This window comes from Streptomyces sp. NPDC048751, from assembly GCF_043198595.1.
Classification (GTDB): Bacteria; Actinomycetota; Actinomycetes; order Streptomycetales; family Streptomycetaceae; genus Streptomyces.
The window spans coordinates 292980-319441 of the sequence record NZ_JBICUX010000004.1 but is presented as its reverse complement, the minus strand read 5'-3'; the positions used below and the strand labels follow the sequence as shown (position 1 = coordinate 319441).

At 68.2% G+C, this 26462-nt stretch carries 18 protein-coding genes and 4 pseudogenes; 11 read left to right on the top strand and 11 right to left on the bottom strand.

Going from position 1 to position 26462, the window contains the following annotated elements:
* The first annotated feature begins 201 nt into the window (after positions 1–201).
* The 4 genes from lnt to ACGFNV_RS16205 all read left to right on the top strand — a co-directional run bounded on the left by lnt (position 202) and on the right by ACGFNV_RS16205 (position 5243).
* Positions 202–1812 (top strand): apolipoprotein N-acyltransferase, encoded by a 1611-nt coding sequence (gene lnt / locus ACGFNV_RS16220; protein ID WP_393622954.1) that lies wholly within the window; start codon positions 202–204, stop codon positions 1810–1812.
* Positions 1813–1879: 67 nt separating this feature from the next.
* Entirely contained in the window at positions 1880–2359 is a 480-nt protein-coding gene (locus ACGFNV_RS16215) for an NUDIX domain-containing protein (protein ID WP_393622952.1), read from the top strand.
* Between the two features lie 54 nt (positions 2360–2413).
* Positions 2414–3217: a 3-hydroxybutyrate dehydrogenase gene (locus tag ACGFNV_RS16210; RefSeq protein ID WP_393622951.1), complete on the top strand. Its 804-nt coding sequence runs from the start codon at positions 2414–2416 to the stop codon at positions 3215–3217.
* Positions 3218–3293: 76 nt separating this feature from the next.
* Complete coding sequence (locus ACGFNV_RS16205) at positions 3294–5243, top strand: helix-turn-helix domain-containing protein (RefSeq protein WP_393622950.1); 1950 nt, start codon at positions 3294–3296, stop codon at positions 5241–5243.
* A 54-nt stretch (positions 5244–5297) separates the two neighbouring features.
* Here ACGFNV_RS16205 and ACGFNV_RS16200 read toward each other — a convergent pair whose 3' ends face one another.
* On the bottom strand, positions 5298–6683 hold the full coding sequence (locus tag ACGFNV_RS16200; RefSeq protein ID WP_393622949.1) for an MFS transporter: 1386 nt from the start codon (positions 6681–6683) through the stop codon (positions 5298–5300).
* 785 nt (positions 6684–7468) lie between these two features.
* Here ACGFNV_RS16200 and ACGFNV_RS16195 point away from each other — a divergent pair.
* Positions 7469–7633, top strand: a pseudogene (locus ACGFNV_RS16195) (pirin family protein); the annotation flags it as partial.
* A gap of 2345 nt (positions 7634–9978) precedes the next feature.
* On the opposite strand, the gene ACGFNV_RS16190 reads toward ACGFNV_RS16195, so the two are convergent.
* Positions 9979–10341 carry a NucA/NucB deoxyribonuclease domain-containing protein gene (locus tag ACGFNV_RS16190; RefSeq protein ID WP_393622947.1) on the bottom strand — a complete coding sequence of 121 codons (363 nt, stop codon included), beginning with the start codon at positions 10339–10341 and terminating at the stop codon, positions 9979–9981.
* Between the two features lie 58 nt (positions 10342–10399).
* A pseudogene (locus ACGFNV_RS16185) lies at positions 10400–11273 on the bottom strand (phosphotransferase family protein); the annotation flags it as partial.
* A 410-nt stretch (positions 11274–11683) separates the two neighbouring features.
* Here ACGFNV_RS16185 and ACGFNV_RS16180 point away from each other — a divergent pair.
* On the top strand, positions 11684–12097 hold the full coding sequence (locus tag ACGFNV_RS16180) for a hypothetical protein (RefSeq protein WP_393622945.1): 414 nt from the start codon (positions 11684–11686) through the stop codon (positions 12095–12097).
* A gap of 487 nt (positions 12098–12584) precedes the next feature.
* Here ACGFNV_RS16180 and ACGFNV_RS16175 read toward each other — a convergent pair whose 3' ends face one another.
* The gene (locus tag ACGFNV_RS16175; protein WP_121790737.1) at positions 12585–12755 is read right to left on the bottom strand and encodes a hydrophobic protein; all 171 of its coding nucleotides are present in this window, start codon (positions 12753–12755) and stop codon (positions 12585–12587) included.
* A gap of 244 nt (positions 12756–12999) precedes the next feature.
* Here ACGFNV_RS16175 and ACGFNV_RS16170 point away from each other — a divergent pair, with 244 nt between their 5' ends.
* Entirely contained in the window at positions 13000–13173 is a 174-nt protein-coding gene (locus ACGFNV_RS16170) for a CsbD family protein (RefSeq protein WP_393622943.1), read from the top strand.
* 421 nt (positions 13174–13594) lie between these two features.
* Here ACGFNV_RS16170 and ACGFNV_RS16165 read toward each other — a convergent pair whose 3' ends face one another.
* The 3 genes from ACGFNV_RS16165 to ACGFNV_RS16155 form a co-directional block, all read right to left on the bottom strand.
* Positions 13595–14293: a class I SAM-dependent methyltransferase gene (locus tag ACGFNV_RS16165; RefSeq protein WP_393622941.1), complete on the bottom strand. Its 699-nt coding sequence runs from the start codon at positions 14291–14293 to the stop codon at positions 13595–13597.
* 203 nt (positions 14294–14496) lie between these two features.
* Positions 14497–16539 (bottom strand): PKD domain-containing protein, encoded by a 2043-nt coding sequence (locus ACGFNV_RS16160; protein ID WP_393622940.1) that lies wholly within the window; start codon positions 16537–16539, stop codon positions 14497–14499.
* A 713-nt stretch (positions 16540–17252) separates the two neighbouring features.
* Positions 17253–19475, bottom strand: a complete 2223-nt coding sequence (locus ACGFNV_RS16155) for a GDSL-type esterase/lipase family protein (RefSeq protein WP_393622938.1) — start codon at positions 19473–19475, stop codon at positions 17253–17255.
* Between the two features lie 901 nt (positions 19476–20376).
* On the opposite strand from ACGFNV_RS16155, the pseudogene ACGFNV_RS16150 reads away from it, so the two are divergent.
* Positions 20377–20635, top strand: a pseudogene (locus tag ACGFNV_RS16150) (MFS transporter); the annotation flags it as partial.
* Positions 20636–20876: 241 nt separating this feature from the next.
* Here ACGFNV_RS16150 and ACGFNV_RS16145 read toward each other — a convergent pair.
* On the bottom strand, positions 20877–21995 hold the full coding sequence (locus ACGFNV_RS16145; RefSeq protein WP_393622936.1) for a fatty acid desaturase family protein: 1119 nt from the start codon (positions 21993–21995) through the stop codon (positions 20877–20879).
* A 7-nt stretch (positions 21996–22002) separates the two neighbouring features.
* A complete protein-coding gene (locus ACGFNV_RS16140) occupies positions 22003–23058 on the bottom strand; it encodes a ferredoxin reductase (RefSeq protein ID WP_393622934.1) in 1056 nt (351 codons plus the stop codon).
* A gap of 87 nt (positions 23059–23145) precedes the next feature.
* On the opposite strand from ACGFNV_RS16140, the gene ACGFNV_RS16135 reads away from it, so the two are divergent.
* Both ACGFNV_RS16135 and ACGFNV_RS16130 read left to right on the top strand, forming a co-directional pair.
* On the top strand, positions 23146–24285 hold the full coding sequence (locus ACGFNV_RS16135; RefSeq protein ID WP_393622932.1) for a PucR family transcriptional regulator: 1140 nt from the start codon (positions 23146–23148) through the stop codon (positions 24283–24285).
* A gap of 100 nt (positions 24286–24385) precedes the next feature.
* A complete protein-coding gene (locus tag ACGFNV_RS16130) occupies positions 24386–25162 on the top strand; it encodes a maleylpyruvate isomerase family mycothiol-dependent enzyme (protein ID WP_393622930.1) in 777 nt (258 codons plus the stop codon).
* A 37-nt stretch (positions 25163–25199) separates the two neighbouring features.
* Here the strand turns inward: ACGFNV_RS16130 and ACGFNV_RS16125 are convergent.
* Positions 25200–25696: pseudogene (locus tag ACGFNV_RS16125) on the bottom strand (transposase).
* A 58-nt stretch (positions 25697–25754) separates the two neighbouring features.
* Positions 25755–25988, bottom strand: coding sequence for a hypothetical protein (locus ACGFNV_RS16120; protein WP_393622928.1), 234 nt, complete (start codon positions 25986–25988; stop codon positions 25755–25757).
* A gap of 110 nt (positions 25989–26098) precedes the next feature.
* Between ACGFNV_RS16120 and ACGFNV_RS16115 the strand changes: the two genes are divergently transcribed.
* A complete protein-coding gene (locus ACGFNV_RS16115; protein WP_393622926.1) occupies positions 26099–26449 on the top strand; it encodes a hypothetical protein in 351 nt (116 codons plus the stop codon).
* Positions 26450–26462: the final 13 nt, after the last annotated feature.

Sequence of the window (26462 nt, the reverse complement as noted above, 5' to 3'; positions counted from 1 at the left end):
ACCTTCTTGCCTTCCTTGCCTTCCTCCGCGTCCTCCTACGTCCCCCCTCGTGTCCTTCCTACGTTCCCCCGTGTCCCTCATACGCCCCCCCCCCGCGTGCCTCCTGCGTCACTTCCGCATCCCTCGTGTGGCCCGAAGCGTCCGGTGCCGCGCCGCGGACCGCGCTGTCGGCACGGCGGTCACCCGCCGTACACTCCCGGAGTGACCGTCACCGCAACCTCCGTGGGCCAGTCGGACCAGGCACGACCGCAGCCCGCGCCCGCATCGCGCGGCGCGCGGCTCGCGCGCTTCGTCCCGGCCATCGCCGCGGCGCTCTCCGGAGTGCTGCTGTACGTCAGTTTCCCGCCGCGCACCCTGTGGTGGCTGGCCCTGCCGGCCTTCGCCGTCTTCGGCTGGGTGCTGCGCGGCCGCAGCTGGAAGGCGGGCCTGGGCCTCGGCTACCTCTTCGGCCTGGGTTTCCTGCTGCCGTTGCTGGTGTGGACCGGCGTGGAGGTCGGCCCCGGGCCCTGGATCGCGCTGGTGGTCATCGAAGCGATCTTCGTCGCGCTGGTCGGCGCGGGCATCGCCGCGGTGTCGAAGCTGCCCGCCTGGCCGGTGTGGGCGGCCGCGCTGTGGATCGCCGGTGAGGCGGCACGCGCGCGTGTACCCTTCCGCGGCTTCCCCTGGGGCAAGATCGCCTTCGGCCAGGCGGACGGCGTCTTCCTGCCGCTCGCGGCCCTCGGCGGCACCCCGGTGCTCGGCTTCGCGGTCGTCCTGTGCGGCTTCGGCCTGTACGAGGCCGTCCGCCTCGTCCTCGACGGACGCCGTACCCGCGCGGTGCGGCGGTCGGCCGCGGCGGTGGCGCTGCTGAGCGTCGCCGTACCGGTGGTGGGAGCCGTGGCCGCGCGACCGCTGGTCAGCGACAAGGCCGAGAAGGGCACCACCACCGTCGCCCTCATCCAGGGCAACGTGCCCCGCCTCGGGCTCGACTTCAACGCCCAGCGGCGCGCCGTCCTCGACTACCACGCGCGTGAGACGGAGCGGCTGGCCGCGCGGGTCAAGGCCGGCAAGGTGCCCCGGCCCGACCTCGTGCTGTGGCCGGAGAACTCCTCCGACATCGACCCCTTCGCCAACCCCGACGCGCGCGCGGTCATCGACGGCGCCGCCAAGGCGATCGGCGCGCCCATCTCGGTCGGCGGTGTCGTCGAGCGCGACGGCAAGCTGCTCAACGAGCAGATCCTGTGGGACCCGGTCAAGGGCCCGACCGACACCTACGACAAGCGGCAGATCCAGCCCTTCGGCGAGTTCCTCCCGCTGCGCTCGTTCATCGGCGCCATCAACAAGAACTGGACCAGCATGGTCCGCCAGGACTTCAGCCGGGGCAGCAAGCCGGGCGTGTTCGCCATGGCCAACGCCAAGATCGGCCTCGTCACCTGCTACGAGGCTGCCTTCGACTGGGCGGTGCGCGACACCGTCACCGACGGCGCGCAGATCATCTCCGTCCCCAGCAACAACGCGACCTTCGACCGCAGTGAGATGACCTACCAGCAGCTCGCCATGTCCCGCATCCGCGCCGTCGAGCACAGCCGCACCGTCACGGTTCCGGTGACCAGCGGTGTCAGCGCGATCATCATGCCGGACGGGAAGATCACCCAGAAGACCGGCATGTTCGTGGCCGACTCCCTGGTGCAGAAGGTGCCGCTGCGCTCCTCCCAGACCCCCGCCACGCAGCTGGGCATCCTGCCGGAGATCGCCCTGCTGCTGGTCGCCGCGGGCGGACTCGGCTGGGCGATCGGCGCCGGTGTGCGCGGGCGGCGCGCCGGTGGCGTGTAGTCGTACGCCGGTTACCCGCCCCCTGAACCCGTCCGGCCCCGCGGGACCGGCCGAATAGGGTCGGTCCATGGCTACTCCTGACTTCATCCGTACGCTCCGGGAGACCGCCGGGAGCCAACTGCTCTGGCTGCCCGGGGTCACCGCCATCGTCTTCGACGACGACGGCCGGGTCCTGCTGGGCCGCCGCTCCGACAACGGAAGATGGGCGGTCATCGGAGGCATCCCGGAGCCGGGGGAGCAGCCGGCGGCCTGCGCGGAGCGCGAGGTCCACGAGGAGACCGCGGTGCGCTGCGTCGTCGAGCGGGTCGTGCTCGTCCAGGCGCTGGAGCCGGTCACGTACGAGAACGGCGACGTCTGCCAGTACATGGACATCACCTTCCGCTGCCGCGCCGTGGGCGGTGAGGCCCACGTCAACGACGACGAGTCGCTGGAGGTGGCGTGGTTCGACGTGGACGCCCTGCCAGAGCTGAACGAGTTCGGGCTGTTCCGGATCAAGGCGGCGCTGTCGGACGCGCCCACATGGTTCGACACCACGAGTTCGCTCTGAAGTATGGGTGGTGACCATATGGGGCGAGGTGCGGTCGCTGCCTAGGGTCGAGGCATGACCCCGCCCAGCGCCCCCGGCCTCCCCGCCCCCACGCTCGACCTCGGCGGCCGCACCGCCCTCGTCACCGGTGCCGCCGGCGGCATCGGCCGCGCCTGTGTGCTGCGGCTGGCGGCCTCCGGGGCGAAGGTGAGAGCGGTCGACCGGGACGCCACCGGGCTGGAGGCGCTCGCCGAGCGGTCCGCGTCCGCTGGACTGGCGGGCAGCGTCGAACCGCACGTCCTCGACCTCACCGACCTGGACGCCGCCGAGCTCGCCGCCGCGGGCACGGACGTCCTCGTCAACAACGCCGGACTGCAACTGGTCCGTCCCATCGAGGAGTTCCCGCCGGACGTCTTCCACACCGTGCTCACCGTGATGCTGGAGGCACCCTTCCGACTCATCCGCGGCGCCCTGCCCCACATGTATGGGCAGGGTTGGGGCCGTATCGTCAACGTCTCCTCGGTGCACGGACTGCGCGCCTCGGCCTACAAGTCGGCGTACGTCGCCGCCAAGCACGGCCTGGAGGGTCTGTCCAAGACCGCGGCCCTCGAAGGCGCGCCCCACGGCGTCACCTCCAACTGCGTGAACCCCGGCTATGTGCGCACACCCCTGGTCGAGAAACAGCTCACCGACCAGGCACGGGCGCACGGCATCCCCGAGGAACGCGTGCTGACCGAGGTACTGCTCCAGGACAGCGCGGTGAAGCGGCTCGTCGAACCGGAGGAGGTCGCCGAAGCCGTGGCATATCTCTGCGGCCCGCAAGCGTCCTTCGTCACCGGCACCTCACTGGCCCTCGACGGCGGCTGGACCGCGCACTGAGCCCGGTGCGTCCCGTGGAGCCCGGAGTTGTCCACAGGCCTGACGGGACGGGCCGGTCATGGTGAATCCTGTGAGCATGTCCAGCGATCACGTTCAGTCAGCACAGCGCACCAACGGCGAAGCTCCGACGTCCGAGCACAGCGGTGCCGAAGCGCCGTTCCTGGAGCTGCTGGCCCGAGGCGCGGGCGCCGACGCCTACGAGCGGCCGGTGCTGCTCGCCCGCGCCCGGGGCGAGCCGGCCGAGCGGGTCGAGGCACTCGAACACGCCAAGCGGCTCGCCCTGCGCGTGCGCTCGGAGCTGGAGGGACGGCGTCGCCGGGAAGCCGAACTGTCCGCACTCTTCGAGACCGCTCACGACCTCGCGGGCCTGCGGGACCTGGACGCCGTCCTCCAGGCCATCGTGCACCGCGCACGGTCGTTGCTCGCCACGGACGTCGCCTACCTCAGCCTGAACGACCCGGCCAGGGGCGACACCTACATGCGGGTCACCGAGGGCTCGGTCGCGGCCCGCTTCCAGCAGCTGCGCCTCGGCATGGGGGAGGGGCTCGGCGGCCTCGTCGCCCAGACGGCCCGCCCCTATGTCACCGACGACTACTTCCAGGACGAACGCTTCCAGCACACGACCACCATCGACGCGGGGGTGCGCGACGAGGGACTGGTGGCCATCTGCGGGGTGCCCCTGATGCTCGGGCCCCACGTCATCGGCGTGCTCTTCGCCGCCGACCGCCGGGCCCGGGTCTTCGAGCGGGAGCAGATCGCGCTGCTCGGCTCATTCGCGGCGCTCGCCGCGGCCGCCATCGACACCGCCAACCTGCTCACCGAGACCCGCTCCGCCCTCGCCGAGCTGGAACGGGCCAACGAGATCATCCAGGACCGCAGCGCGGTCATCGAGCGCGCCTCCGACGTCCACGACCGGCTCGCCGAACTCGTCCTGCGCGGCGGCGGGGTCCACGACGTGGCCGCCGCGGTCTCCGAAGTCCTCGACGGCGCGGTGCGGTTCATCGAGGCCACCGCCGCACCGGCGGCAGCCCTGGAGGCGTCCCGCGCCGACGGACACGCCGTGCCGCACGACGACGACTGGATCGCCGCGGTGACCGCCGGCGGCGAACTGCTCGGAGCGCTCGTCCTGCGCGGCCACCCCGGCCTCGACCCCGTCGACCAGCGCACCCTGGAGCGCGCCGCGATGGTCACCTCACTGGTGCTGCTGGCCCGACGCTCCGCCGCCGAGGCCGAACAACGCGTCCGTGGCGAACTCCTCGACGACCTGCTCGACGCCCGCGACCGGGACCCCCGCCTGCTGCGCGAGCGTGCCTCCCGGCTGCACGCCGACCTCGACGCCACCCACGTCGTCCTCGCCGCACGCCTCGACGGCGCGGCGGCCGACGCCGAACAGGAAGCGGACGCCCGCAGACGCCTGTGGTCCGCGGCCTCCCACCTCGCCGCGACCCGGCACGGACTCGCCGCAGCCCGCGACGGAGGCACCGTCCTCCTGCTGCCCCTCGCCCCCGGCGCCACGGCCACCGACCTCGCCCGCCGCACCGCACGACAGCTGGGCACGGCCGTCCACGAGGCGGTCACCGTCGGCGCCTCCGGTCCCGTGGAGGACCTCGCCACCCACCCCGACACCGTGGCCACCGCCTACACGGAGGCCCGACGCTGCCTCGACGCCCTGCGCCTGCTCGGCCGCCACGGGGACGGCGCCGCCGCCGAGGACTTCGGCTTCCTCGGACTGCTGCTGGCCGGCGACCGGGACATCGGGGGCTTCGTCGAGCGCACCATCGGCCCGGTGGTCACGTACGACGAACGGCGCGGCACCGACCTGTTGCGCACCCTCGACGCGTACTTCGGCTGCGGCATGAGCCCGGCCCGCACCAAGGACGAACTCCACGTCCACGTCAACACGGTCGCCCAGCGCCTGGAGCGCGTCGGCCGGCTCCTGGGCGACGACTGGCAGAACCCGTCCCGCGCGCTGGAGATACAACTCGCCCTACGTCTGCACCGCTTGTCGGGGGCGACCCGGCACTGACCCGGCACTGGCCCCCGTACCCGGGTGGACACGGGGGCCGGCCGGCCAGGCGGATCAGACGGTACGGGCGTCCGCAGCCCCGGCCGTCGCGGGCTCGGCACCGGCAGCGGGGTCGACGTCGGCCAGATCCCGGTGCCGGGTCTCCTTCGCCACTCCCACGGCGACGAGGGTCAGTACGGCCGCGGCGATCACGTACAGGGCGATCGGTGTGGAGCTGCCGTAGTCGGACAGCAGCGCGGTGGCGATCAGCGGGGCGGGCGCACCGGCGGCGACCGAGGCGAACTGCGCGCCGATGGAAGCACCGGAGTAGCGCATCCGGGTCGCGAACATCTCGGAGAAGAAGGCGGCCTGGGGCGCGTACATCGCGCCGTGCATCACGAGGCCCACGGTCACCGCGAGGATGAGGTTGCCGAAGCCACCCGTGTCGACAAGCGAGAAGAACGGAAACATCCACAGCCCCACACCCGCCGCGCCGAGCAGATACACGGGCCGCCGTCCCACCCGGTCGGACAGCGCGCCCCAGGCCGGGATCACCGCGAAGTGCACGGCGGAGGCGATGAGTACGGCGTTGAGGGCGGTCTGCTTGGAGACTCCGGCCGACGTGGTGGCGTAGACGAGGATGAAGGCGGTGATGACGTAGTAGGAGATGTTCTCCGCCATACGGGCGCCCATCGCGATCAGCACGTCCCGCCAGTGGTGGCGCAGCACGGAGACGAGCGGAAGCTTCTCGGCGTCGTCCGCCCGGGCTGCCTTGCGTGCCTCGGCCTGCGCCAACGCCTGCTGGAAGACAGGCGATTCATCGACAGACAGACGAATCCACAATCCTACGACCACGAGCACACCGGAAAGCAGGAACGGGACGCGCCAGCCCCAGGATCCGAAGGCGTCGTCGGACAACACGGCCGTCAGCAGGGACAGCACACCGGTCGCGAGGAGCTGCCCGGCCGGGGCACCGGTCTGCGGCCACGACGCCCAGAACCCACGCCGCCGCGCATCCCCGTGCTCCGACACCAGCAACACGGCGCCGCCCCACTCCCCGCCGAGCGCGAACCCCTGGACCAGCCGCAGCACCGTCAGCAGCACAGGCGCCGCGGTCCCGACGGTCGCATGCGTCGGCAACAGCCCGATCGCGAACGTCGCCCCGCCCATCAGCAACAGGCTCAGCACCAGCAACTTCTTCCGCCCGAGCCGGTCACCGTAATGCCCGAACACCAGCGCCCCCAACGGCCGCGCCGCGAACCCCACGGCGTACGTCAGAAACGACAACAACGTCCCGACGAGCGGATCGGAGTCCGGAAAGAACAACTTGTTGAACACAAGCGCGGCAGCCGAGCCGTACAGGAAGAAGTCGTACCACTCGATGGTGGTCCCGATGAGGCTGGCTGCGACGATGTGTTTGAGGTTGGCGGGGGGTGGGGGAGCGGTCGCGGGGGAGGACATCGGCACCACTTCCTGGGGTGTGACGGGGACGTTTGCGTGTCGCCACACCGTAGGAATCCGCAGGTCAGACGCACATGTGGCGGGGCAACATAGTTCGAGGGTTGGCTATGCATGTGGCCACCATGCCGGTCCACGGAAGGGTGGTGCAGGGGCTCGAAGATGGTCGAAACGAGCAGTGTCCGTAACGTGCAGTTCGAGGCGATTTGACGGTGCGGTGCTGACTCCCGTGCTGACTTGGTGCTGACTACGCTGCGTTGAACTCGGTCATCATCGGACCGATCGGACGGCGACCGTAGCCTGGTCCGGCAGGGGGCTGAGACCTGGGAATTCGAGGATCGGGTCTGCGATGAACGGAATGGTGGCCCGTGCATAGTCAGGAACTTGGTCTTGGTCGTGGCGGGCGGGCCCAGCTACGGTCGAGTCCCTTGATAGACCGCACAGGGGTGACGCGAATGGCGACTCCTGCGCTCTCTTCCGAGGGGTCGGGGACCCGAGGACTGCATCGCCGAGCAAGGGCGGCGGCGTCCGTATGGCACACCTGCGAGCGATCACCGTCAGCGCGGGGCATGGCAAACGTGATGCCCTGGCCGCGTCTGCCGGACCCAGCGAACTGGCTGAGAGTCTGGGAAGCCGAATGCCCACCGTCCGTGCCGCACTCTGGCGCACGGGAACTTCTAACTCGACAATGCCGACTTCGACCCAGTCGACTCTGCACGTGTACGCGTTGTACTGGACTGGGAGACAGCCATGCTCGGTGCCCCGCTCGCCGACTCGGCCCGTTCCACGTGTTCTGGAACTGGATCGGGCGGTCGCAGGAAGAGATCGTACAGGCCTGCCGGGACTGGATGGAAGGGACACGGTTCGGGGAGGTGAAGGGGTGTGACGGGGCCCCGCTGCCGGCTCCCGAGCTGCCGGTGACCCCTCTGAAGCCACGAGGAAGAGTTCGCTGACCTGCGGAAACAGCTGATTGCTTGGCGGCGGGTGGGCGAATCGGTCGCCCGTGGTGCCTGCCGCCCTAGACCAGGCGTCCTCTTCGTGTTCGGCCGTGCTCTCCTGCGACGGCGGGTGGACTTCTCGGTCCTGGAGCTCTTTCGGGCAGGCGCGGATCACGACGCGGCAGCGCCCGGCGTAGGGCAGGGACCGAGCGCGTCGGCGTAGAAGACGACTGCGTCCTTGGTGGCGGACTGTGTCGGCGCAGACCATGCGGCGCAGCTGGCGTTCGGGGATCTCGCGGACAAGGGCGTCGTCGAAGACGAGATGGGCGCCGAACGGGGAGTCGGTGCTGAAACCGGGGGACGGCTGGTGAGGATTCTCCTGGCCCGGTTTGTTGTCCTTGGCCTCGATGTGGTTCTGGCAGCGCTGGAGCCAGTTTCGGATGCCGTCGACTGCATGGGAGGGGCCGACCAGGCCGATGGGGATCTGACGGAGTCCGGTAGGGGAGTCGGGGTCGGCGGGGCCGAACACGCTGACGCCGTACCGGGGATCGAAGTGGCGGTTTCCGGCACGGAACTCCAGTTCTGGCTCGTGCAGCACCGGTGCTCTCACTGCGGCAGCTCCCGCGATCCCTCGACAACCCGTTCACGCTCGGTTTCGGCGCTGGCTCTGGCGGATTCCAGATGCTTTCGTCGATGGCGTGTTTCCAGTACGCGGGGAGGAGCCCTGTCGCCAAGCGGGCCGCTTCCTGCTGTAGCACCCGGGGAGTCCGTTCTTGGCCAAACTACCCCAAGTGAGGTTTTCGGGACACCTGTGCTGTCCATGCTTCTGCCCGGGCTGGCAGGTGGATGCCCTGCCTGACACAAGGGGGAGGGCATCGGCGTGCTTCCAGTCCGGTGTTGTGGTCTCACGGTAGCCGCGGTCGTAGCCCGACCGGATGACTGTGCGCTGGAAGAGCGGGGAGTCGCAGCCCAACTAACTGTCCATAGAAGACGGGTATCCCTGGTCAGCGCGGTGGCCCGTGTCCAGAAAAGTTGGTCACGGGTGCCCGTGACGCCAACTGCCCAGCTTGAAACGGTAGAGGGACACCGCAACCACCACCGTCGGGGACACAGATGGCAGCAGTACAGGGTCAGGGCACCCGGTTCAAAGCCGCAACGTTGCACGGCCGGGACTCGAGCGCGTCGCACATGGTGAGCGCCGCGCTCGCCTCTTCCGCGGCGGACGCACGGACCACTGAGGCTCCGTCGCTCGACGCCGAACTGGCGAGTCGTCGAACAGTTGGTTTCGAGGCGCAGCCGGCCCCTGTCCGCCCGCAGGCCTGGACGCACAGCTGGTCCATGGAGGCTTGCGTCCCCAGGCTCGCTCGCCTGCACGCCCGTACGCGACTGGGGATGATGGCCTGGTCGGGGACACAAGAGGCCGCTGTACGGGTCGTCACGGAGGTCGTACGGAACGCTGTCCAGCACGTCGGCAGACGCATGGTCATCTTGACCATGTCCGTTGACGAAGACGACGTCCTGCTCCTTGACGTGACGGACCCGAGCCCCGGGCGCGATGGCCTTGGCGAAGCCCTTACCGGAGGCAACGGGACGGGGTTGTGGCTCGTGCGGTAACTGGGCGGAAAGGTCAGCTGGTTCGCCGCAGAGTCCGGCAGCGGCAAAACCATCCGGGTCCGATTGCAGCCCGGCGAGTACAGCCCGACGTCCCCGATTGTCGAAGCACCCTGAGCGGCCGCCGGGCCGCAGCCGCTCACCTCCCCGATGTCTCTGCCCGACTGCCGCCCGGCGGTCTTCCAACCCTCACGCGAGGCCCCCATGCCCCTGTCACGTGTTCAAGGCAGGCTTGCCCGTCACCCTGCCCACCACCGGCCCCACAACGTCGGGGGGTGCTCCACGGCGAGCACTGACATGCCTCTGACCCCACATCCGGCAGGTCACGACGAAGACTTCTCGCCTGGCCCTGGAAGACCTCCAGTTCGACCGGTGGATCTCCACCAAGGCTCTGCTCGCCAACACGCGCAGCTGGGCGCTGCGCACATCCCGCAGTCAGGTCCTGGCGGCTGGCGCCGCGAAAGGAAACGCCGTCGCTGCCTGGCACGCGGAGGAGCCCGCAGACGCGAATGCCCTGATGATGCGGGCCCGCGTCATGACCCACCGGGTTCTGGCCGCTCACCGCAGCACAGCAGACCGTCATACCCTGCTCCCCAGGGTCAGCGCCGCGCGCGGCATGCGAGGACGCCGCTCGCCGCTGGCTGGCTGACCCCGTCCCCTGGGTGTGCCTTTTGGCCCTGGCCCAGATGGACGTCGACCACCGGGCTGGATCATTCACAGTGGTCTCGTCTGGTGTCATCTGGCTGGGTCTACCTGATCCATACCACGAACCGGTCCCCCTCCAGGACACGGCTGTAGGTGTAGAGGCCTTTGAGGGCCTTGCCCGCATTGGTGTTCTGTCTGGCATTGACCATGCGGCGGCTGAACCTGCCGCCGCCGTACTTCGCGCCCTGCCAGGTGCTGGCAAAGGGGTACTCGTCGCAGGACTTGCCCGCCGGGCGCGGCAGGCTCGACGGGCACGCCTTCTCCCGGTTCTCCTTGATCTTCCTGCGGTCGGTGAGCCGTGTCAGGTAGTTCGTCGTGCCGTACTTGCCCGGAAGGTCGGTGGCCTGGGCGTCCTTGATGTGCTTGGCGACCTCCGGCCACGGCCCTGGCACGCTGTAGCTGATCACCGGGTACGGCCTGGAGGTTCACGCAGCCGACCTGGCGAGGAGCACCGGGCAATGCGTTATCGCAGCGGACATCCACAGTGGAATGCTTCGTCGTCAGCTCTGGCCTGCCTGCCTCACCCCATGGCTGCGCCACCTGCTGCACTTCTTCTGAGCACGCCAGCCGTCGCGCACCTGCCAGTACAGCCTCTCGCTCGGCCGCGGCCACCACCCCGCCGGCCCCCTCATACGCCTCAGGGAACCGCAGACCCCACGCCGGGCCGTGCAGTAGCGCAAGATTGGTCGAGCAATGCGCCACGTCGAGATCCGCCGAGCCCCAGGAGGCCGCTGCCCAGTCGACGACCCCCGTGATGCGGGCCGGGCTTGAAGTCAGCACGTCGAACAGCACGTTGCCGGGTTGGAAGTCCCGGTGCAGGAACCGCCCTTCATGGGGCGGCGTGGGTCTACGAATCACGTCGATCGCCGCGGCCCATGCCGCCCCGTCGGCGCCCTTCGGAACGACGACGGTGTCGGCGGTCGTCAACGTCACATACTTCCCGGGCCGCAATGCGTGGATCGCCCCGAGTTGCCGGGCCAGCAGAGGGACGCGCGTCTCCAATCCCTCATTGTCGAGGACTGTCCGTCCCGCCAGATGTGTCATCAGGAGCCACGAGTACTCGCAATGCGCTGCGGTCGGATCAACCGCGATCAGTCCAGGAGCCGGCGCGCCGGTCCCCGTGAGCAGGGTCAGGGCGTCGGCCTCCCTGTTCAGCCAGCCCTCGGCGCGCCCCGCGTAGAACGGTCGACGAAGTCCGCAGCACCAGGTCACGGGTGCCTCCGTCGCGCGTGCCGATGGGCAACCGCCGCATGTCGGCAGTGATGCCGCCCTGCAGTGCTTCGGTTTTGACGATCCGTTCGCCGGCCTCCAGGTGCCGGCTCACCCAAGCCAGGGTCAACGGTCGGACAGCCGCCGCCTCATCGTGGTTGTCATCGTGCTACCTCGGGTTCCTCGGGTCGTTGGGCGGTGTGGTCACGCGACTTGTCTACGACGCCGTATGACGTCGTGCGAATGCTGCTCGGTCTCGTGCCTCCATGTGCGAGCTCCCACTCCCCGTTGCCATCGCGTCGCACGTGTACACCGAGCGGTCGGCGGCGTCACGATCTCGTCAGTGTCCGGGACGCCCTTCCGGACGCCATGTGACCATCCCGGACAGAGCCGGCCTGTCCGGGACAGTGAGGGGCCGTTGCTGGTGGTCGAGGAGGACCTGCAGTCTCTGTCTGGCCCGGCCAATCCCGCGCTTTCATCTCAACTGAGGCATGCCGGCTTGGGCTATCCAGCTCGTTTTCATCGAATGAAGGGGAAGTCATGCGTCTTCGTCAGGCCCTCGCAAGTGCCGGGATCGGTACGGCATTGGCCTTCGGTGCCCTCACGGCCCCGGCTCAGGCCGCACCCGCCGGGCACGACGCGCACGTCAATCTGTACGTCGATGGGAGGGTCGTCGCCTCCGCCTCGTTCATCAGCGTCGGGGACCGGTTCGAGGTGACGAAGAAGTCCTCGTACGGCGGCCGCCCGTACCTCGACTACAAGTACATCCGTAAGGACGGGACTCTGCAGGAAGGCACCCATTGGGGTGTAAGCGACATCGGCTACACCATGAAGTTCGACCACAACTTCGGTGAAGGGCGGAAGGTCGCCTTCCGTCTGTGTGTGCAGAACACCCTCGGCTGGGACGACTGCACCGATGACGAAGACGGCCAGTGGGAAATCGGATACGCCTGATCCGACGCAACGCTGAGGTCGGTGACGGCACTCAGCAACAGGCTCTGACAGGCACCACGTCGCGCAACTGGACTTCAGGTCCGGGCGCGCAACGTGGTGTTCTGTGCCATGCCCGCGGACTGCGGCCCCACCCTTCGCTTAGGACGGGGTCGTACTTCGTGCGTCAGCTCGGTTCTACCGTGGGCGCGTACTGCTGCAAGGCGGGATCCCTTGGCAAAGCCCTCAGCTTGGCGTTTATTCGCGCGGCAGGGGCTCAATCGGCGCTGGTGCAGCAGCCCCGCAGAAATTAGGAGGCGCAGGGTTCCACTGCTGCTTCTGCGGGGCCGGTGCATGGCCCACGTACCCTCTGATGCGCCCAGTACGCCCGATCTATCCGCTCCGTCTGAGCGGGTATGCGCCTCTTGCATGGCGTGGGGCCCGGCCTTCCTGGCCGGGCCCCACGCCATGCTTCGCTACAGGTAGCGCTTCTCGCGCTGAGGATCTGTGTCTACCAGCGGTACCAGCGGCCCTTGCGGCCTGCGCCGTCCGCGGACCGGACGACGAAGCCCAGCAGCCACACGATCAGCACGATTACCGCGATCCACCACAGCGCCTTCAGCGCGAAGCCCGCACCGAAAAGGATCAGAGCCAGAAGAAGGACCAGAAGCAGGGGAACCATCGTTATCAACCTCCTGGCCACCGGATGCCCTTACTTCGTCCTTACAAGCACACAAAATATGAGTTTCTTCCGTCGGGTGAAGGGCATGTGCACGCCATGCGAGATTCCCCCTCTGCGGCATCTGATGCACCGCAGTCATGCAGCAACGATCACGCAATGCACTGCTGTGGCCTTGAGTTTGCCGGCGCTGTGAGGGGTCATGCGCACAGCACCTCATACCGGAAGACTGAGGAGGGTGAACAGCATGGCCGCCAGTGAGAAGGCCCGGGCCAAGACCGAGCAGGCCGTTGGCAAGGCCGTCCAGGCAGCCGGACGCGTCACGGGCAACGAGAAGCTGATCGCCAAGGGGCGCGCTGCTCAGGCCGCGGGCAAAGCCCGCGAGAACAAGGAGTCCCTCAAGGACGCAGGCCCGCGCTGACCGCTCTACACAGCACCCGCGCGTGAGGGGCGAGCCCGGTTTCGGACTCGCCCCTCATCCCTGCGCTCCGCCGAAACCACCCGGCAGCTCACCCTCGACGCGGGGGACGACAAACCCCTCGCGATCGAAGCCGTCGCCGATCGCGCCCGGGTCCGCTACGGCCGCCAGGTGCTCTACCCGGGGGCCTGCCGCGCGCGCCGAGGGGTTCGGGACCGCGGCCTGACCGGGCGAGGCCGGGACCGGCAAGCTCACTCACGCTGCAACGCGGCCTCGGCCTGAGCCGTCCACTGCGGGGGGCCACGACTCACAGGATCGGGGCCCACTGCCGATCGTCGTCCCCGTCCTCGTCTTCCTCCTGGGCATCAACGTTTTCGGCGTGCAGATCGTCGGGGCTCTCGAACCAGTCAGTTGAGGTCCCGGCTCAGAATGCGCGGAAGTCTTCGAAGGAGGGCTCAAACGGAATATCGGGCAAGCGGTAGGCCTTGCACCGGGCCCCGCGGTTGCCCTTCGGTCCGACGCCGACCGTCTCACCGGGGAATGCGTCGGGGATCACCGTCCATCCCAGGTTCATCTCGTAGTACTGCACGGCGGTGTGCACCGACGGCCACCAGTCGTCGTCGATGACGATCAGCCCACCGGGCCGGACGACCTTGCGCAGAAAGTACAGGTCGACGAAGACTTCATGGAACCGGTGGCTGCCGTCCACGAAGGCAGCGTCCGCGACGAAGCCCTCGGTCAGCAGTTGAGGGAGCGCGAGAGAGGAAGGCGCGGGTATGAGCGTGGCGATCGTCTCAAGCCCCGCCGAGCACAGCAGGTCCCAGCCGGCGTTGGAGAACTCACGCTCCTGGAACGGGTCGATGATGATGTGCCGGGGGTTGGGACGATCGATGGTTGCCAGCGCCTCGCCAATTGCGAGCGCGGAACTGGCGTAGGCGAGACCGACCTCGACGACCGTCTCGGCTTCCTCGGCGATCAGGAGGTCGCGCAGCTGGTCGCAGTGCTGCTCGGGCACCGTGACGGTCTCGAAGTCTCCCTCCTGATCCCGCGTGCGCGGCGGACCGTCCTGCACGAGTCGTCGGCGCACCTCGCGAACCTGCGCCGCACGTTCACCTGTGTTCATCACTCCAGCCCCCGCTCGGCGACCGGTGTCGGCTTCCGGCTCGGAGTCTTGGACACGTCGGTGCTCACCACGGACGTAACCGCAGCGTTGTTCAGCGGCACCGTCTTCGCCGGCGGCACGATCGTCAACGTGACCGTCCATATCCGCCGCTGAGCCCAGTGGGCAGGTGCGGCTAGTGCCGTGGCCGGACGGGGGTGGTGTGGTCACGTTCCGCGACATTGGTACGTTGGCCTGGATCCGTGAAATACGGCGTTGCCGAAGGCGAAGACTCCGCCGTCGCAGGCGTTGAGCCAGTAGCCGTGTCCGTCGGGAGTGGCAGACATGGCGGTGATGTGGCCGTTGAGGTGCTTGTCTGCGAGCGAGCCATGGAATCCGGCGGAGCCATAGGCGAATACTCCGCCGTCCTCCGCGGTGAGCCAGTAGCCCTTGCCGTCCGGTGCCGCGTCCATGTCCACGACGGGGGCGTTGAGGGGCTTGCCGCCCATCGAGCCGTAGAACGCTGCGTCGCCGAAGGCGAAGACGCCTCCGTCACGGGCAACGAGCCAGTATCCGTTACCGCTCGGGCTGGGGGCGATGGCCTCGACGGGGGCGTTGAGAGGCTTGCTGCCCATCGAGCCGTGGAACCCGGCTGTTCCAAAGGCGAACACGCCGCCGTCGCTGCCGACGAGCCAGTAGCCTTTGCCGTCCTTGGCTGGTGCCATGCCGACGATGTTATCGATGTGTATTCCGAGGCCTGGAAGCGAGCCGGCAAACGGAGCGTCACCGAAGGCGAACACACCACCGTCTCGGCCCACCAGCCAGTACCCACCGTTGGTCGGCGTGCGTGCCATTCCGAGAATGTTGGACACCCGTACGCCGAGTCCGGGCAGAGATCCGTGAAACGGCGCGTCTCCGTAGGAGAAGACGCCTCCATAGGTGTCCACCTGCCAGTAGCCGCTTCCGGTGGAGGTGGATACGACGTCACTGGCTGTTGGCAGCGTGGCAACGGTGAACGTCGCTGTTTTGGAGGTGGTGGCGCCGGCGGGATCGCGGACGGTCACGGACCACTGATACGCGGTCCCCGGATCCAAGCGGTGTGGGGGAACCGTCCATTGGCCGTTGACCCATCCCGACGAGACATTGACGGAGGGTCCGGTTAGCCGGTACGCGTATTGCAAGGCGTCTCCGTCGTCGTCCCGCGCAATCGCAGCAAGGGTGGGGACGTTGGACCCGGTGACGGAGCCCGACGTCGGTGAAACCGCTGCGATCACGGGGGTGCGGTTGCCCAAGGCCAGGGTCCTGGCCATGGAGGCGGTGGCACCTCGGTTGTCGGTGACCCTGAGAGTGACTGTCTTCGAGGCGCCGGTCCCGAGCGTGATGGTCGGAGTGGGCCCCGTGGCGATCTGCTGAGTGCCCGTCAGCCACTGCCAGGACGTGATCCTGCCGTCCGAATCCGTGGAGGAGCGGCCGTCGAAGGCGACGATGTTGCCCGCTCCCGCACGGCGCGCGTAGCTGTAGGCGGCGGTGGGGGGGCGGTTGACCCCGTCGGCGGGTGGCGGTTGGGTCGTGACGGGCGTCGCGTTCTGGGGATCTGGAGCGATGTCTCCAGGGGCCTCGTAAGTGTAGAGATCTGCCGGCTTGTTCTCAGGTCGAACGAACAGAGTGCGGCACGCTGACGGCTGGTGCACCGCGACCGTTGGGAAGGTGTCGCCGGTGACCGTCGCCTGGCCGGTGTCCTTGTTCACCGTGACCTGCACGTCGATCCCCGGCGCGAACCACGACGTTCCGAAGGCCGACTCCTTGATGTGGGTGCGGAACCGGTATACGTCACCGGAAACCCAGTCGGCGTAGAACCAGTTGTTGGCGCCTCCCCATTGCCGGTAGGTGGGCCGCGCATCCCAACTCTTGTGTGCTGTGTAGGTCCCGGAGGAAAGGGGCAGCGGGGTCCTGAGTTTACTCACGGACTTATTGACGATGAAGTATCCTGTCCCGGCCGCGAAATCGAGCACAGCAAACGCACGTGTTTTTTCGGGCGAGAAGTTCAGGCTCACGTCCCGGCCGTCACCCTGGAGAAAAAGTCCTGGAAATTCCTCGTGTCCGTAGATAGCGGTGAGTGTCGGCCTGGCGGAAGGCGTCACGGAAGCGGGGAGCAGCATGTCGCCGCTACGGAAGTCGAACCCGGGATTGACCCAGATCTCCCGCGCCCGAATGAACGCTTCGATCGTGACCGTTCCCAGAGGCGGATACTTGGCGATCGGGAACTCCATCGCCTTGGAACCCGGCATCCGCGCACGCGCCGCAGCGAGCGCCTGTTGTGGCGGGAGCGCGCAGGTAGCGGCGCTCGCAGCGGGACCTTGGACAACGCCGACGAGCAAGAGCAGTAAGAGGGCGAGTACCGCAGCCGTCCATCTGCTCACCCGGCCCCGGTTATAGAGGACTCTCTCTGCGGATGATTTTTCGACGCCCATGTCCCCCACTCACAGCAGAGCTCTCCATGATCGAACGTTATTATCGGGTAATGGATTTCGCTGTGCAAGGGTTGGCGCAACAATAAGATGATTGCTTGCTTTAAACGTTCCGGTGATCGCACTTTTCGATCAGAATCAATCATTTTCGAGCTGGAGGGTCATGACTTTTGGCACGTCAGAGGCGACGCGTAGGCTAAATCATCCAGCCGACGTCTCTCCCATGCGCATCCGTGCCCGCTGGACGTGAGTCCTGGGCCTCACGATCTGGGCCGTAGAAGCTGCCTGTTGCAGCGCAACGAGCCTCCGCTCGACCGACGTCGCGTCAGGGCATGGCAGACCCAACGCCTCGACAGTCTCGTTTCGTGCCGTCGTGCACATGCTCATTGGGGAGGGGGCTGCCTGAACCGCAGCCGCCACGATCGAGCTACCCCCGCAGGCGCGGGTCACCACACAACGAGTCTGGCCCTGCCACTCACGCGGCAGGGCCAGAACCCGAGCTCTTCACGAGCCGTCTAGTCGAAGGTGATGGTGTCGCTGAGGGCGATCTTGCCCTCGCCCGACTGGTTCCACGCCGCGACCATCACGATGTAGTCACCCGCTGGCATCCTCGGGAAGCCGGCGATGGTCGTGGTCCCGGAGACGCTGAAGCTCTTGACGATACCGATCGTCGCGTCCTGGCTCCACAGGTAGATCGCGTATGCGGTGATCCCGTCGCTGTGGTCCCCGGTGGGCGGGTCCCACTGCACGATGCCACCGCCAGGACCTGCCCCGGCGTCCACGTTCCTCGGATAATCGGGCGTGGTCGGCCGGGCGGTGCCGCCGGTGATGTCCGACCAGGCCGACTTGACGGTGTCCCCGGAGGCCGCGCGGACGCGTAGTTCGTACCGGTGGCCCGCGAAGATCTGGCCGTAGTACTGGCGGCTCATGTCCCACCGGTTGGTCACCGGGAAGGCCCACCGCCACTCCCCGCCCGGGTCCGCGGTGATGTCGCGCCACTGCACCTGGTAGCCGTGCACGCCGAACACCTTGTCCCAGGTCAGGGTGACGCCCTGCTGGGTGCCGTCGAACTCCACGTTCTCCGGGGTGCCGACGACCCGCTCGGCCACCTCGACCGCGTCGGTCGGCGGCGCGGTGCCGATACCGAACTCCCTGTGCAGTGTGGTGGCGAAGGCACGCGCGATGCGGTACTCCCCCAGGTTGTTGGGATGCAGCCCGTCGTAGGTGGTGTCACAGGAGGTGGCGGAGGGGTCACAGCCCATCGCTTTGTCGATGTCGGCGATCGCCACCGGGGAGGCGGGGGTACTCCACTCCTTCACCTGCGCGCTGAGCGCGGCGTTGTAGGCACGGGTCCGCTTCCCGAGGTCCGGGTTGGCGCTGCCCAGGGTGGTGCGCTGAGGGACGTTGGCGAGCACGAGATGGATGTCGGGGTTGGCCTTGCGGGCATTGTCGATGAATTGCTTCATCCTCTCGGTCAGGTCGGCACCCGCGCCGAGCCAGCCGATGTCATTGAAGCCCAGCTCGACCAGGAGCACATCTGGGAGCTGCCCTCGGGCCTTCATGTCCTCCATGACCGGTTTGATGGTCGGGACGTTCTGCTCCAGCCGACGGCCCCACATCGCGTAGTGCCCCGAACCGTTGTTCAGGAAGGCGGCCTCCACGCCCCGGGCGTATTCACCCCGGGGGATCCTGGGGCCCGTCCCTGAGGGCGGCTCGTCCTCCAATGGTGGGGGCGGCTTGGGCGCCTCGGGCTTGTCCGGCGCCGTGGTACCGCTCAGCGGCCCGACGAACTGCGCGCCCCAGTGCTGCTCCCGGGACCACTGCCACAGGCGGTAGCGCCAGGTGTAGTCGCCCTCGAAGCCGTTGCTGATCGAGTCGCCGACCACCATGACCGTGCTCAGCGCGCTCACCGGCGGCGGACCCCACTCGGCGATGCCGTCCGGCAGCAGTGAGGCGATCTCCTCCGCCCGATCGGCGACCCAGTTGGCGGCGGTCCGCGCCCAGGAGATCACCACGTTCCGCAGCGCGGTCTTGTAGGCGTTCAGGAGACCGGGGACTGCCTTCTCGAGCCACGCCAGCATCCGGGCCTGGGCATGCGACCAGAACGCCTTCTTCAGTGCGTCCAGGAAGGTCTTCGTGTACGCCTTGGAGTCCCCGAGTTCATGGTTGAAGGCCTGGGTGATCAGACCCCGGATCAGACCTCCGGTGAAGCTGCCGAGAGTGGGGCAGGCGATGGCCAGCTCCGGGAAGAACACCAGGCAGTAGCCGGTGGTCTGGTAGGTCACCAGATAGCCCATGCCCCAGGCGAAGAAGTACTGCTTCCAGCTCTCGGCGGTCTGCACCTCCGAGGCCGGGACAGTGAGGGAGAGGCCGGTATCGCCCTCGATCCGCACCGTGCCGTCGAAGTCCAGCCGCTCCGCCTTCGGGTCATCGGAGATGCCCACCGGGTACTTCTCCAACTGGTCCCGGATCGTGTCGCTCAGGAGAGGGTTGCGCTCCGCGTCCTCATCGATCTGCCGCTGCACCTCCTTCCGGTCGAAGCTGATCCCCGCATCAAGTTCGAGCCGGAGATCCCCGTCCGCCTCGGTCACCATCGAAGCCCCGGGCGCACCGGAAGCGTTCAGCGCCGGAAGCCCGGGCTGCCCTGCCTGTTTCGCCGCCGCCCGCGCCTCGCTGAGCCCGGCGGCCGGCCCGGCCAACCCACCGACCAGTAGCACCAGCGCGGCTGCGAACAACACGAGCGCATCCGCCCCGAAGCCCCGCGTTCCGCTCGGGCGCAGTCCTTTTCTCCGTAATCGTCGCCGCATGCCGCCGTCTGCTCCGTCCGGTTCACCACCCGCCGGGTACGGGTGTGCGCGCGGCCTGAAGATCCTTCACCGGCCGCGCACCCCAAGACCCGGAAGGCGGCGGGAAGGTTGCGCAGCCGGGCGGAGAACTTTTCCGCTGATCCACCCTGAACGGTGCACGGAAAGCGATCCAGAACCAGCATTCAGCCGTCGTCGAGAAGCAGTTCAGCGCCCCCATCGGTGACGAGCGTGACGCCCGGTTCGGTTCCTCCGGCTTCCACGGTGAACCCGGCGCCGTGACCCAGAACCGGGTCGGCACGACGGATTCCCGAGCCATCGCCGGGACTGTGGGGTGGTCCGCGGTCGCGGCCGAACCGGTCGTGCCTGCGACAGTGGTCCCGGCTGCGGAGAGGAATACGGGCGTGGCGATCGACAGCGCAGCGACGTCCGCACAGGCGCCTGCGGGAAATGGGCGTCATGTCGTCCACGGACGCCCGGGCCGTCCTCGAGCGAGCAGGCCTGCGACCGCAGCACCTGCCGCCTGGGCGAGGGTGGTGGCCGACGTACCGGCCGAGCAGCAGCGTGCGGGGAGAGGCCGGGTACCGGTGACCACGCCGACGATCGCCTCGCCAGTCTCGCGGACCTACTGGTGAAGCAGCAGTATTCGAGAGCGGCGCTATTCACTGCTGGGCAGGGCCCACCGTCGTGTGCCGGTGGCCGAACTCGCTGTCGCGCGGACACCTGGTGCATGGCCTTTGAGGAGGTGAGGGGTGTCGGCCAACTCTGATCACTGACGTTCGGCGCGGCGTGCTTCTGAACTAGGGTGCTCGCTGCGCCGAGCCCTGGGGAGATCATGAAAATCGCCGACGAGTCACCGATGTCGATCAGTACGCTGTTAAAGATCGCGAGTTCCGGCGATTCGTGTCGGCCAATCTCATCTCGGCCACAGGGTCTGCGATGGCCCCTCTGGCCCTGGCCTACGCTGTCATTGAGCAGGGCGGTGGAGCGGGTCTCTCGGTGTGGTGCTTGCCACGAACACCGTCCCCACGATCGTGTTCTTGCTCGCGGGCGGTTTGTTCGCGGACCGACTGTCCCGCAGCTGGCTCCTCTTCAAACCGAGTGTGCGTACGCACTCGACTACCGGCCCGACCATGGCAGGTCAGCGCACTACTTCACCTCGCCGGGGACTGTGTGCTGAGCTTCTGGCGCACGTCCGGGGAGCGCAGCTGGACACTGAGCTGCCCTGGATCTCGTGTGTACGGGCTGATGCCGCGGTCGCACACCGTCCGCAGCTGATCTCACCGAACCTGGCGACCCGCCGGTACGGCCGAAGGATCTGAACCAAACCGGGAATCAGGCGGCGACGAGTTCCTGCTCGCGGTCCGGCGTTTTGACCATGGGCTTCTTGTTCGGCAGCGAGAGCCGGAAGACCTTGCGCCACGCGGAGAACACCTGCTTGGGCAGTGGCCCGGTGACGTACTCCAGCTCGTACTCTTCGAACAGTGCGCGCACCTTCACCGCGACCTCGGCGTACCGGTTGCTCGGCAGGTCCGGGAACAGGTGGTGCTCGATCTGGTGCGACAGGTTGCCGGTCATGAAGTGCATGGCCTTGCTGCCGCTGATGTTCGCCGAACCCATCATCTGGCGCAGGTACCACTGGCCGCGCGTCTCGCCCTTGATCGACCGGCGCTCGAAGACCTGCACACCCTCGGGGAAGTGGCCACACATGATCACCGAGTGGGACCAGATGTTGCGGACCAGGTTCGCGGTGAACGTGGCGGCGAGCGTGGGGAGGAACGACGGGCCCGACAGCAGCGGGTGGATCACGTAGTCCTTGAGCACCTGCTTGCGGATCTTGCGGCCCACGGCCTTGGCCCGTGCGCGGAACTCCGGGTTCTTGCGGCGGCGCTTGTTCAGGTTCTTGCCGAGCTCCAGGTCGTACGCTGCGATGCCGTACTCGAAGAAGCACGCGTTGATGAAGTTCCACAGCGGCTGGCCGAGGTGGAACGGGTGCCACTTCTGGTCCTCGTCGACGCGCATGATGCCGTAGCCGAGGTCGTTGTCCTTGCCGATCACGTTGGTGTACGTGTGGTGCAGTTCGTTGTGCGAGTGCTTCCACTGATCGGCCGGCGAGACGTGATCCCACTCCCAGGTGGTGGAGTGGATCTTCGGGTCCCGCATCCAGTCCCACTGACCGTGCAGGATGTTGTGGCCGATCTCCATGTTGTCCATGATCTTCGCCACGGACAGACCGGCGGTGCCGAGCAACCACGCGGGCGGGAAGATCGAGAACAGCAGTACGCCCCTGCTGACCAGCTCGAGCTTGCGCTGCGCCGAGATGACCTTACGAATGTAGGCGGCGTCCTTCTCGCCGCGGCCGGCGATCACCTCGTCGCGGATGGCGTCCAGCTTGCGGCCGAGTTCCTCGATCTGCTCCGCGGTCAGGTGGGCGGTCGGGTCGATGGCGGTCAAGGTGCTCCTACCGTTCGATGTCACAGGGGCCCGCGGCGGCGGACACGCAGGTCTGGATGAGGACGCCCGGCTCGGCCTCGGTGATCTCGCCGGTGCGCAGGTCGCGGACGGCGCCCGCCTTCAGCGGCGTGATGCAGCCGAAGCAGATGCCCATGCGGCACCCGGAGGGCATGAGCACGCCGGCCTCCTCGCCGATGTCCAGCAACGGCGTGGCGCCGTCCGCGTCGACGGTCTTGCCGGTGGCGCTGAACGTGACCTCGCCGCCGTCGCCGGCGACGACGATGCTGGGGCGGAACCGTTCGGTGTGCAGGCGCTCCGGTACGCCGTGCTCGCTCCAGTGCTCTTCGGCGGCGTCGAGCAGGCCCGCGGGTCCGCAAGCCCAGGTCTCGCGCTCGGCCCAGTCGGGCACGAGTTCGTCGAGACGGGCGATGTCGAGCATGCCGTCGGTGTCGGTGTGCACCTCGGTGAGCTGCAGCTTCTTGTCCGCGACCAGGTCGTGCAGTTCGTTGCGGAAGATCACGTCCTGCGGCTGTGGCGCGCAGTGGACCATGACGACGTCGTCGAACTCGGTGTCGCGCAGCATGCCCATCACGGGCGTGATGCCGCTGCCGGCCGTCAGGTAGAGCACCTTGGCGGGCTTGGCCTGCGGCAGCACGAAGTCACCGGTCGGCTGGTCGAGCTGGATCAGCGTGCCCGGTGTCGCCCTGCGGACCAGGTGGTTGCTGACCTTGCCGTCCGGGATCGCCTTCACGGTGATCGTGACGCGGCCGTCCTGGCGGTTTGTCGGCGAGGTGAGGGAGTAGGCGCGCCACAGGCGTACCCCGTCGACGTCGACCCCGATCCGCACGTACTGACCGGCAGTGTGGCCGCGCCAGCCCCGTCCCGGCCTGATCACGATGGTCGCGGCGTCACCCGTCTCGGGGTGCACGGCCTCGATGCGCCCCCGCAGGTCAGCGCCCGCACGCAGCGGGCTGACCAGGTCGAGGTAGTCCGACGGCAGCAGCGGCGTCGTGACCATCTCGAGCAGTTTCCACGCCCTGCTGCGGAGGGCTGCACTCGTCATGACTCCAGCTTGCTGCGCCGCGAGGCGTAAAGTCCTGACCGCAGGACGTAAATCTGGTCGCTTGAATTGTTCGCAGGGAACAAAAACGTGAGCCATGCAATCCGGAGGGCCAGCGAACTGGCCCTGGATGAGACGACGGTCACCGCACTTCGGGCCGCCCTGAGGACCACCGCCGACGAGGTCGTCCAGGCGATCATCGACGAGGTCCCTTCCTACGCCAACGCCCTTTCGGGCAGCATGGGCGGCACCATCCGCCGAGCCGTCCGCACCGCCCTGGGGCACTACCTGGACCTCGCGAGCGGGAACGCCACAGGCGGCGACGCCGGTGACGCAGCCTACGAGCTGGGCCGCGGCGAGGTCCGCGACGGCCGTTCGATGGACGCCCTGCTCAGCGCCTACCGCGTCGGCGCCCGCGTGGCCTGGCGATGCCTGGCAGCGGGTGCCGTACCCGCAGGTCTGCCCGCCGCCGAGGTCGCCAAGTTCGCCGAGCTGACCTTCGCCTACATCGACGAGCTCTCCGCCGCGAGCGCCGCGGGCCACGCCGACGAACTGGCCGCCCAGGGCCGGGCCCAGGAGCGCCACCTGGAACACCTGGCCCGCGACCTCCTCGCCGGCGCGAGCCCGGACGTGCTGCTTGTCTCTGCTCAACGGGCCGGGTGGCAGCCTCCGGTTTCGCTGACCGCGGTCCTGCTGCCTGCCGCCCAGGCCCGGCCCGCCTACCGCGCGCTCGACTCAAGCACCCTCGTCCTCGACGATCTGCCGGATGCCACCGGTGTGCTGCTCGTCCCCGATGCCGACCGAGCGCATCTCTTGCGCCAGCTGACCGACCGCACCGCCGTGGTCGGCCCGGCCCGGCCATGGACTCGTGCGTCCGCCTCGTACGCACGAGCCGTACGCGCGCGCTCGCTCTCCTCCGACATCCGCGACACCGAGGAGCACCTGCCCGAACTGGTGCTGAGCGCCGACATGGACGCGTTCGCAGACCTGCGTGCCCGAGCCCTCGCACCGTTGCGGACCCTGCCTGACACGACCGCGCGGCGGCTGGAGGAGACGTTGCGGGCGTGGCTGCTGCACCAGGGCAGACGGGACGAGGTGGCGGCGGCGTTGTTCGTCCATCCCCAGACAGTCCGGTACCGGATGTCGCAGTTGCGGGAGCTGTTTCCGGATCTCGCATCGCCACACCGGGTCCTTGAACTGACGCTGGCGGTCGGTCTTCGGGGCAGCTGACGCGTACTTCGAACGTCCACGACCGCGTCCGGAGTTGCCCGCCGTTCCGGCTGGGAAAACCGCTGTCGGGCAAATGGATCAAGATGATAGAACTACCGCCGTGCACAAGACTTTGGAGTTTCCCGATCTGCTGCGGCTGATCGACGAACGTGCAACCGCCTTTCGCGCCGCGATCGCCGCCGCGCCCAGCCTCGACCTGCCCGTGCCGACCTGCCCCGGGTGGACGCTGTCCGACCTGGTGCAGCACATCGGTGAGGGCCGCCGCCGCTGGGCCGCCACCGTCGCCGCCGGGCCGGACGCCACGTCCAGGACCCCGGCCCAGGGTGACGCGGTCGCGCCGAAGGAGCGCGAGGCCGTGCCGGCCTGGCTGGCCGCCTCGACCGAGCTGTTGCTGGCGGCCCTACGTGAGGCCGGTCCGGACCAGGGCTGCTTCACGGGCTGGGGTAACACGCAGACGCCGCACACCGCCGGTGGCGTCGCCCGGCACCAGGTCCAGGAGATCGCGGTGCACACCTACGACGCCCAGCTCACCGTGGGCGAGCCGGCCTCACTGCCTGTCGAGGTGGCGCTCGACGGTGTCGAGGAGACCCTGTTCATCACCTGCTTCACGACGTGCGCCTGGCCGCACAAGCCCACCGCCTTCGACTTCCACGCCACCGAGGGCCGCTCCTGGCGCCTCACGGTCGACGGCGACGGTGCACGGACCACCCGGCTGCCCGCTACCGGCGAGGACCCGGACGCGGCAGGCGTCTCCGTTCGCGGCACGGCCAGTGATCTGGTCCTCTACCTGTACGACCGCATTTCGGCGGACTCCCTGCAACTCGACGGGGACCTGGAGCTGCTCGACCTGCTCCGCGCCTGGGAACCGGAGGACTGAGGACTAGGTTCTGTCCGGCGGATCATGTCCGGAGCCATCACCGGATGGCTGCCAGGGTGACGGTGCCGTGGACGACGTAGGCCCGTTTGTCGTACCTCGTGGCCACGGCCCGGAAGTTCTTGAGCCGGTTGATCGTCCGCTCCACCTCGTTGCGGCGCTTGTAGAGCGCCTTGTCGAAGCGTCGGTCGGCCTCCTTTGCTGCCCCGGCGCTGGCGGTTGGCCCGCTGGTCCTTCGGCTCCGGGATGGTGTGCTTGATCTGCCGTCGTCGCAGGTAACGGCGATTGCGGCGGGATGAGTACACCTTGTCGCCCCCGAGGTGGTCAGGCCGGGTGCGCGGATGGCCGCCACCAGGACGGGCAACGCGGACCCGACCGCGTCGCCAGATCCCGCCAGGGAACACCCGTTCGGTGACGGAAGAGGATCCCGTTGATCACCTTGCGGTGGCTCGCCCAACGCCCACCTCGCTGCCCCGCCTGGGGCAGATGCGGCTTCAGACGAGCCCACTCCGCGTTCGTCCGACCGCCTCGTCCCATGACCATGGACACGGTCACGGAGATGACACCGCTCAATCAGTGATCCGCCGGAAAGAACCTAGTCCTCGTGAGTTGCCCGGTTGTAGAGCCACAGTGCGACGATCAGCGCGATGGGATAGGCGGCGGCCGACCACGGCTGGGGCACCCAGTGCTGGGCGGCTACCACCAAAGCAGCGAGAGCCAGCCAGCTGAACAACAACCACGGCCGCTTGACCACTCCGCCGCAGACCGTCCCCAAGCGGCTTCCGAAGCTCTGTCTGCCCGCAGGTCCGCCCGACCGTGCTGTTCCCATGGCCGCACCTTAGCCACTCATAGTCCGCGTCGCGGAGGCTCCCCATGATCCGCCGGACCTGGGGCCTGTGTGACGGATCATGTTCGGGCAGAGCTCGGTAGGTTGGCCGCATGTCTTCTGCACTTGTTGTCGGCTACGACCCGCAAGCGATACCTGGCGTCGGCGGAGAGGCTCTTCGTACGGCGCTCGATGCGGAGCTGGCCCGGTTCGGTGAGCACGGTATCGACGCGGCCATGACTCTGATCATGTTCGACGAATCGGCCGAGTCCACCCTCGTCGCATCGTTGACCAAGCAGCCGTGGGATGTCGTGGTCGTCGGCGGCGGGATCCGCAAGACCGAGCCTCTGCTTCCGCTCTTCGAACAGATCGTGAACCTGATCCGGCGTCATGCGCCCCAAGCCGCCATCGCGTTCAACACGAGTGGCGGGGACAGCGTCGAGGCGGCACAGCGGTGGCTCTGAACCCAGGTGGGCC

What these genes read in the sequence shown, in the direction of transcription:
- ACGFNV_RS16205 (WP_393622950.1), top strand. Translation starts at nt 3,294, where the DNA reads ATGTCCAGCGATCACGTTCAGTCAGCACAGCGCACCAACGGCGAAGCT.
- ACGFNV_RS16165 (WP_393622941.1), bottom strand. Translation starts at nt 14,293, where the DNA reads ATGAACACAGGTGAACGTGCGGCGCAGGTTCGCGAGGTGCGCCGACGA.
- ACGFNV_RS16115 (WP_393622926.1), top strand. Translation starts at nt 26,099, where the DNA reads ATGTCTTCTGCACTTGTTGTCGGCTACGACCCGCAAGCGATACCTGGC.
- ACGFNV_RS16160 (WP_393622940.1), bottom strand. Translation starts at nt 16,539, where the DNA reads ATGGAGTTCCCGATCGCCAAGTATCCGCCTCTGGGAACGGTCACGATC.
- ACGFNV_RS16200 (WP_393622949.1), bottom strand. Translation starts at nt 6,683, where the DNA reads ATGTCCTCCCCCGCGACCGCTCCCCCACCCCCCGCCAACCTCAAACAC.
- ACGFNV_RS16140 (WP_393622934.1), bottom strand. Translation starts at nt 23,058, where the DNA reads ATGACGAGTGCAGCCCTCCGCAGCAGGGCGTGGAAACTGCTCGAGATG.
- ACGFNV_RS16120 (WP_393622928.1), bottom strand. Translation starts at nt 25,988, where the DNA reads ATGGGAACAGCACGGTCGGGCGGACCTGCGGGCAGACAGAGCTTCGGA.
- ACGFNV_RS16175 (WP_121790737.1), bottom strand. Translation starts at nt 12,755, where the DNA reads ATGGTTCCCCTGCTTCTGGTCCTTCTTCTGGCTCTGATCCTTTTCGGT.
- ACGFNV_RS16210 (WP_393622951.1), top strand. Translation starts at nt 2,414, where the DNA reads ATGACCCCGCCCAGCGCCCCCGGCCTCCCCGCCCCCACGCTCGACCTC.
- ACGFNV_RS16215 (WP_393622952.1), top strand. Translation starts at nt 1,880, where the DNA reads ATGGCTACTCCTGACTTCATCCGTACGCTCCGGGAGACCGCCGGGAGC.
- ACGFNV_RS16170 (WP_393622943.1), top strand. Translation starts at nt 13,000, where the DNA reads ATGGCCGCCAGTGAGAAGGCCCGGGCCAAGACCGAGCAGGCCGTTGGC.
- ACGFNV_RS16180 (WP_393622945.1), top strand. Translation starts at nt 11,684, where the DNA reads ATGCGTCTTCGTCAGGCCCTCGCAAGTGCCGGGATCGGTACGGCATTG.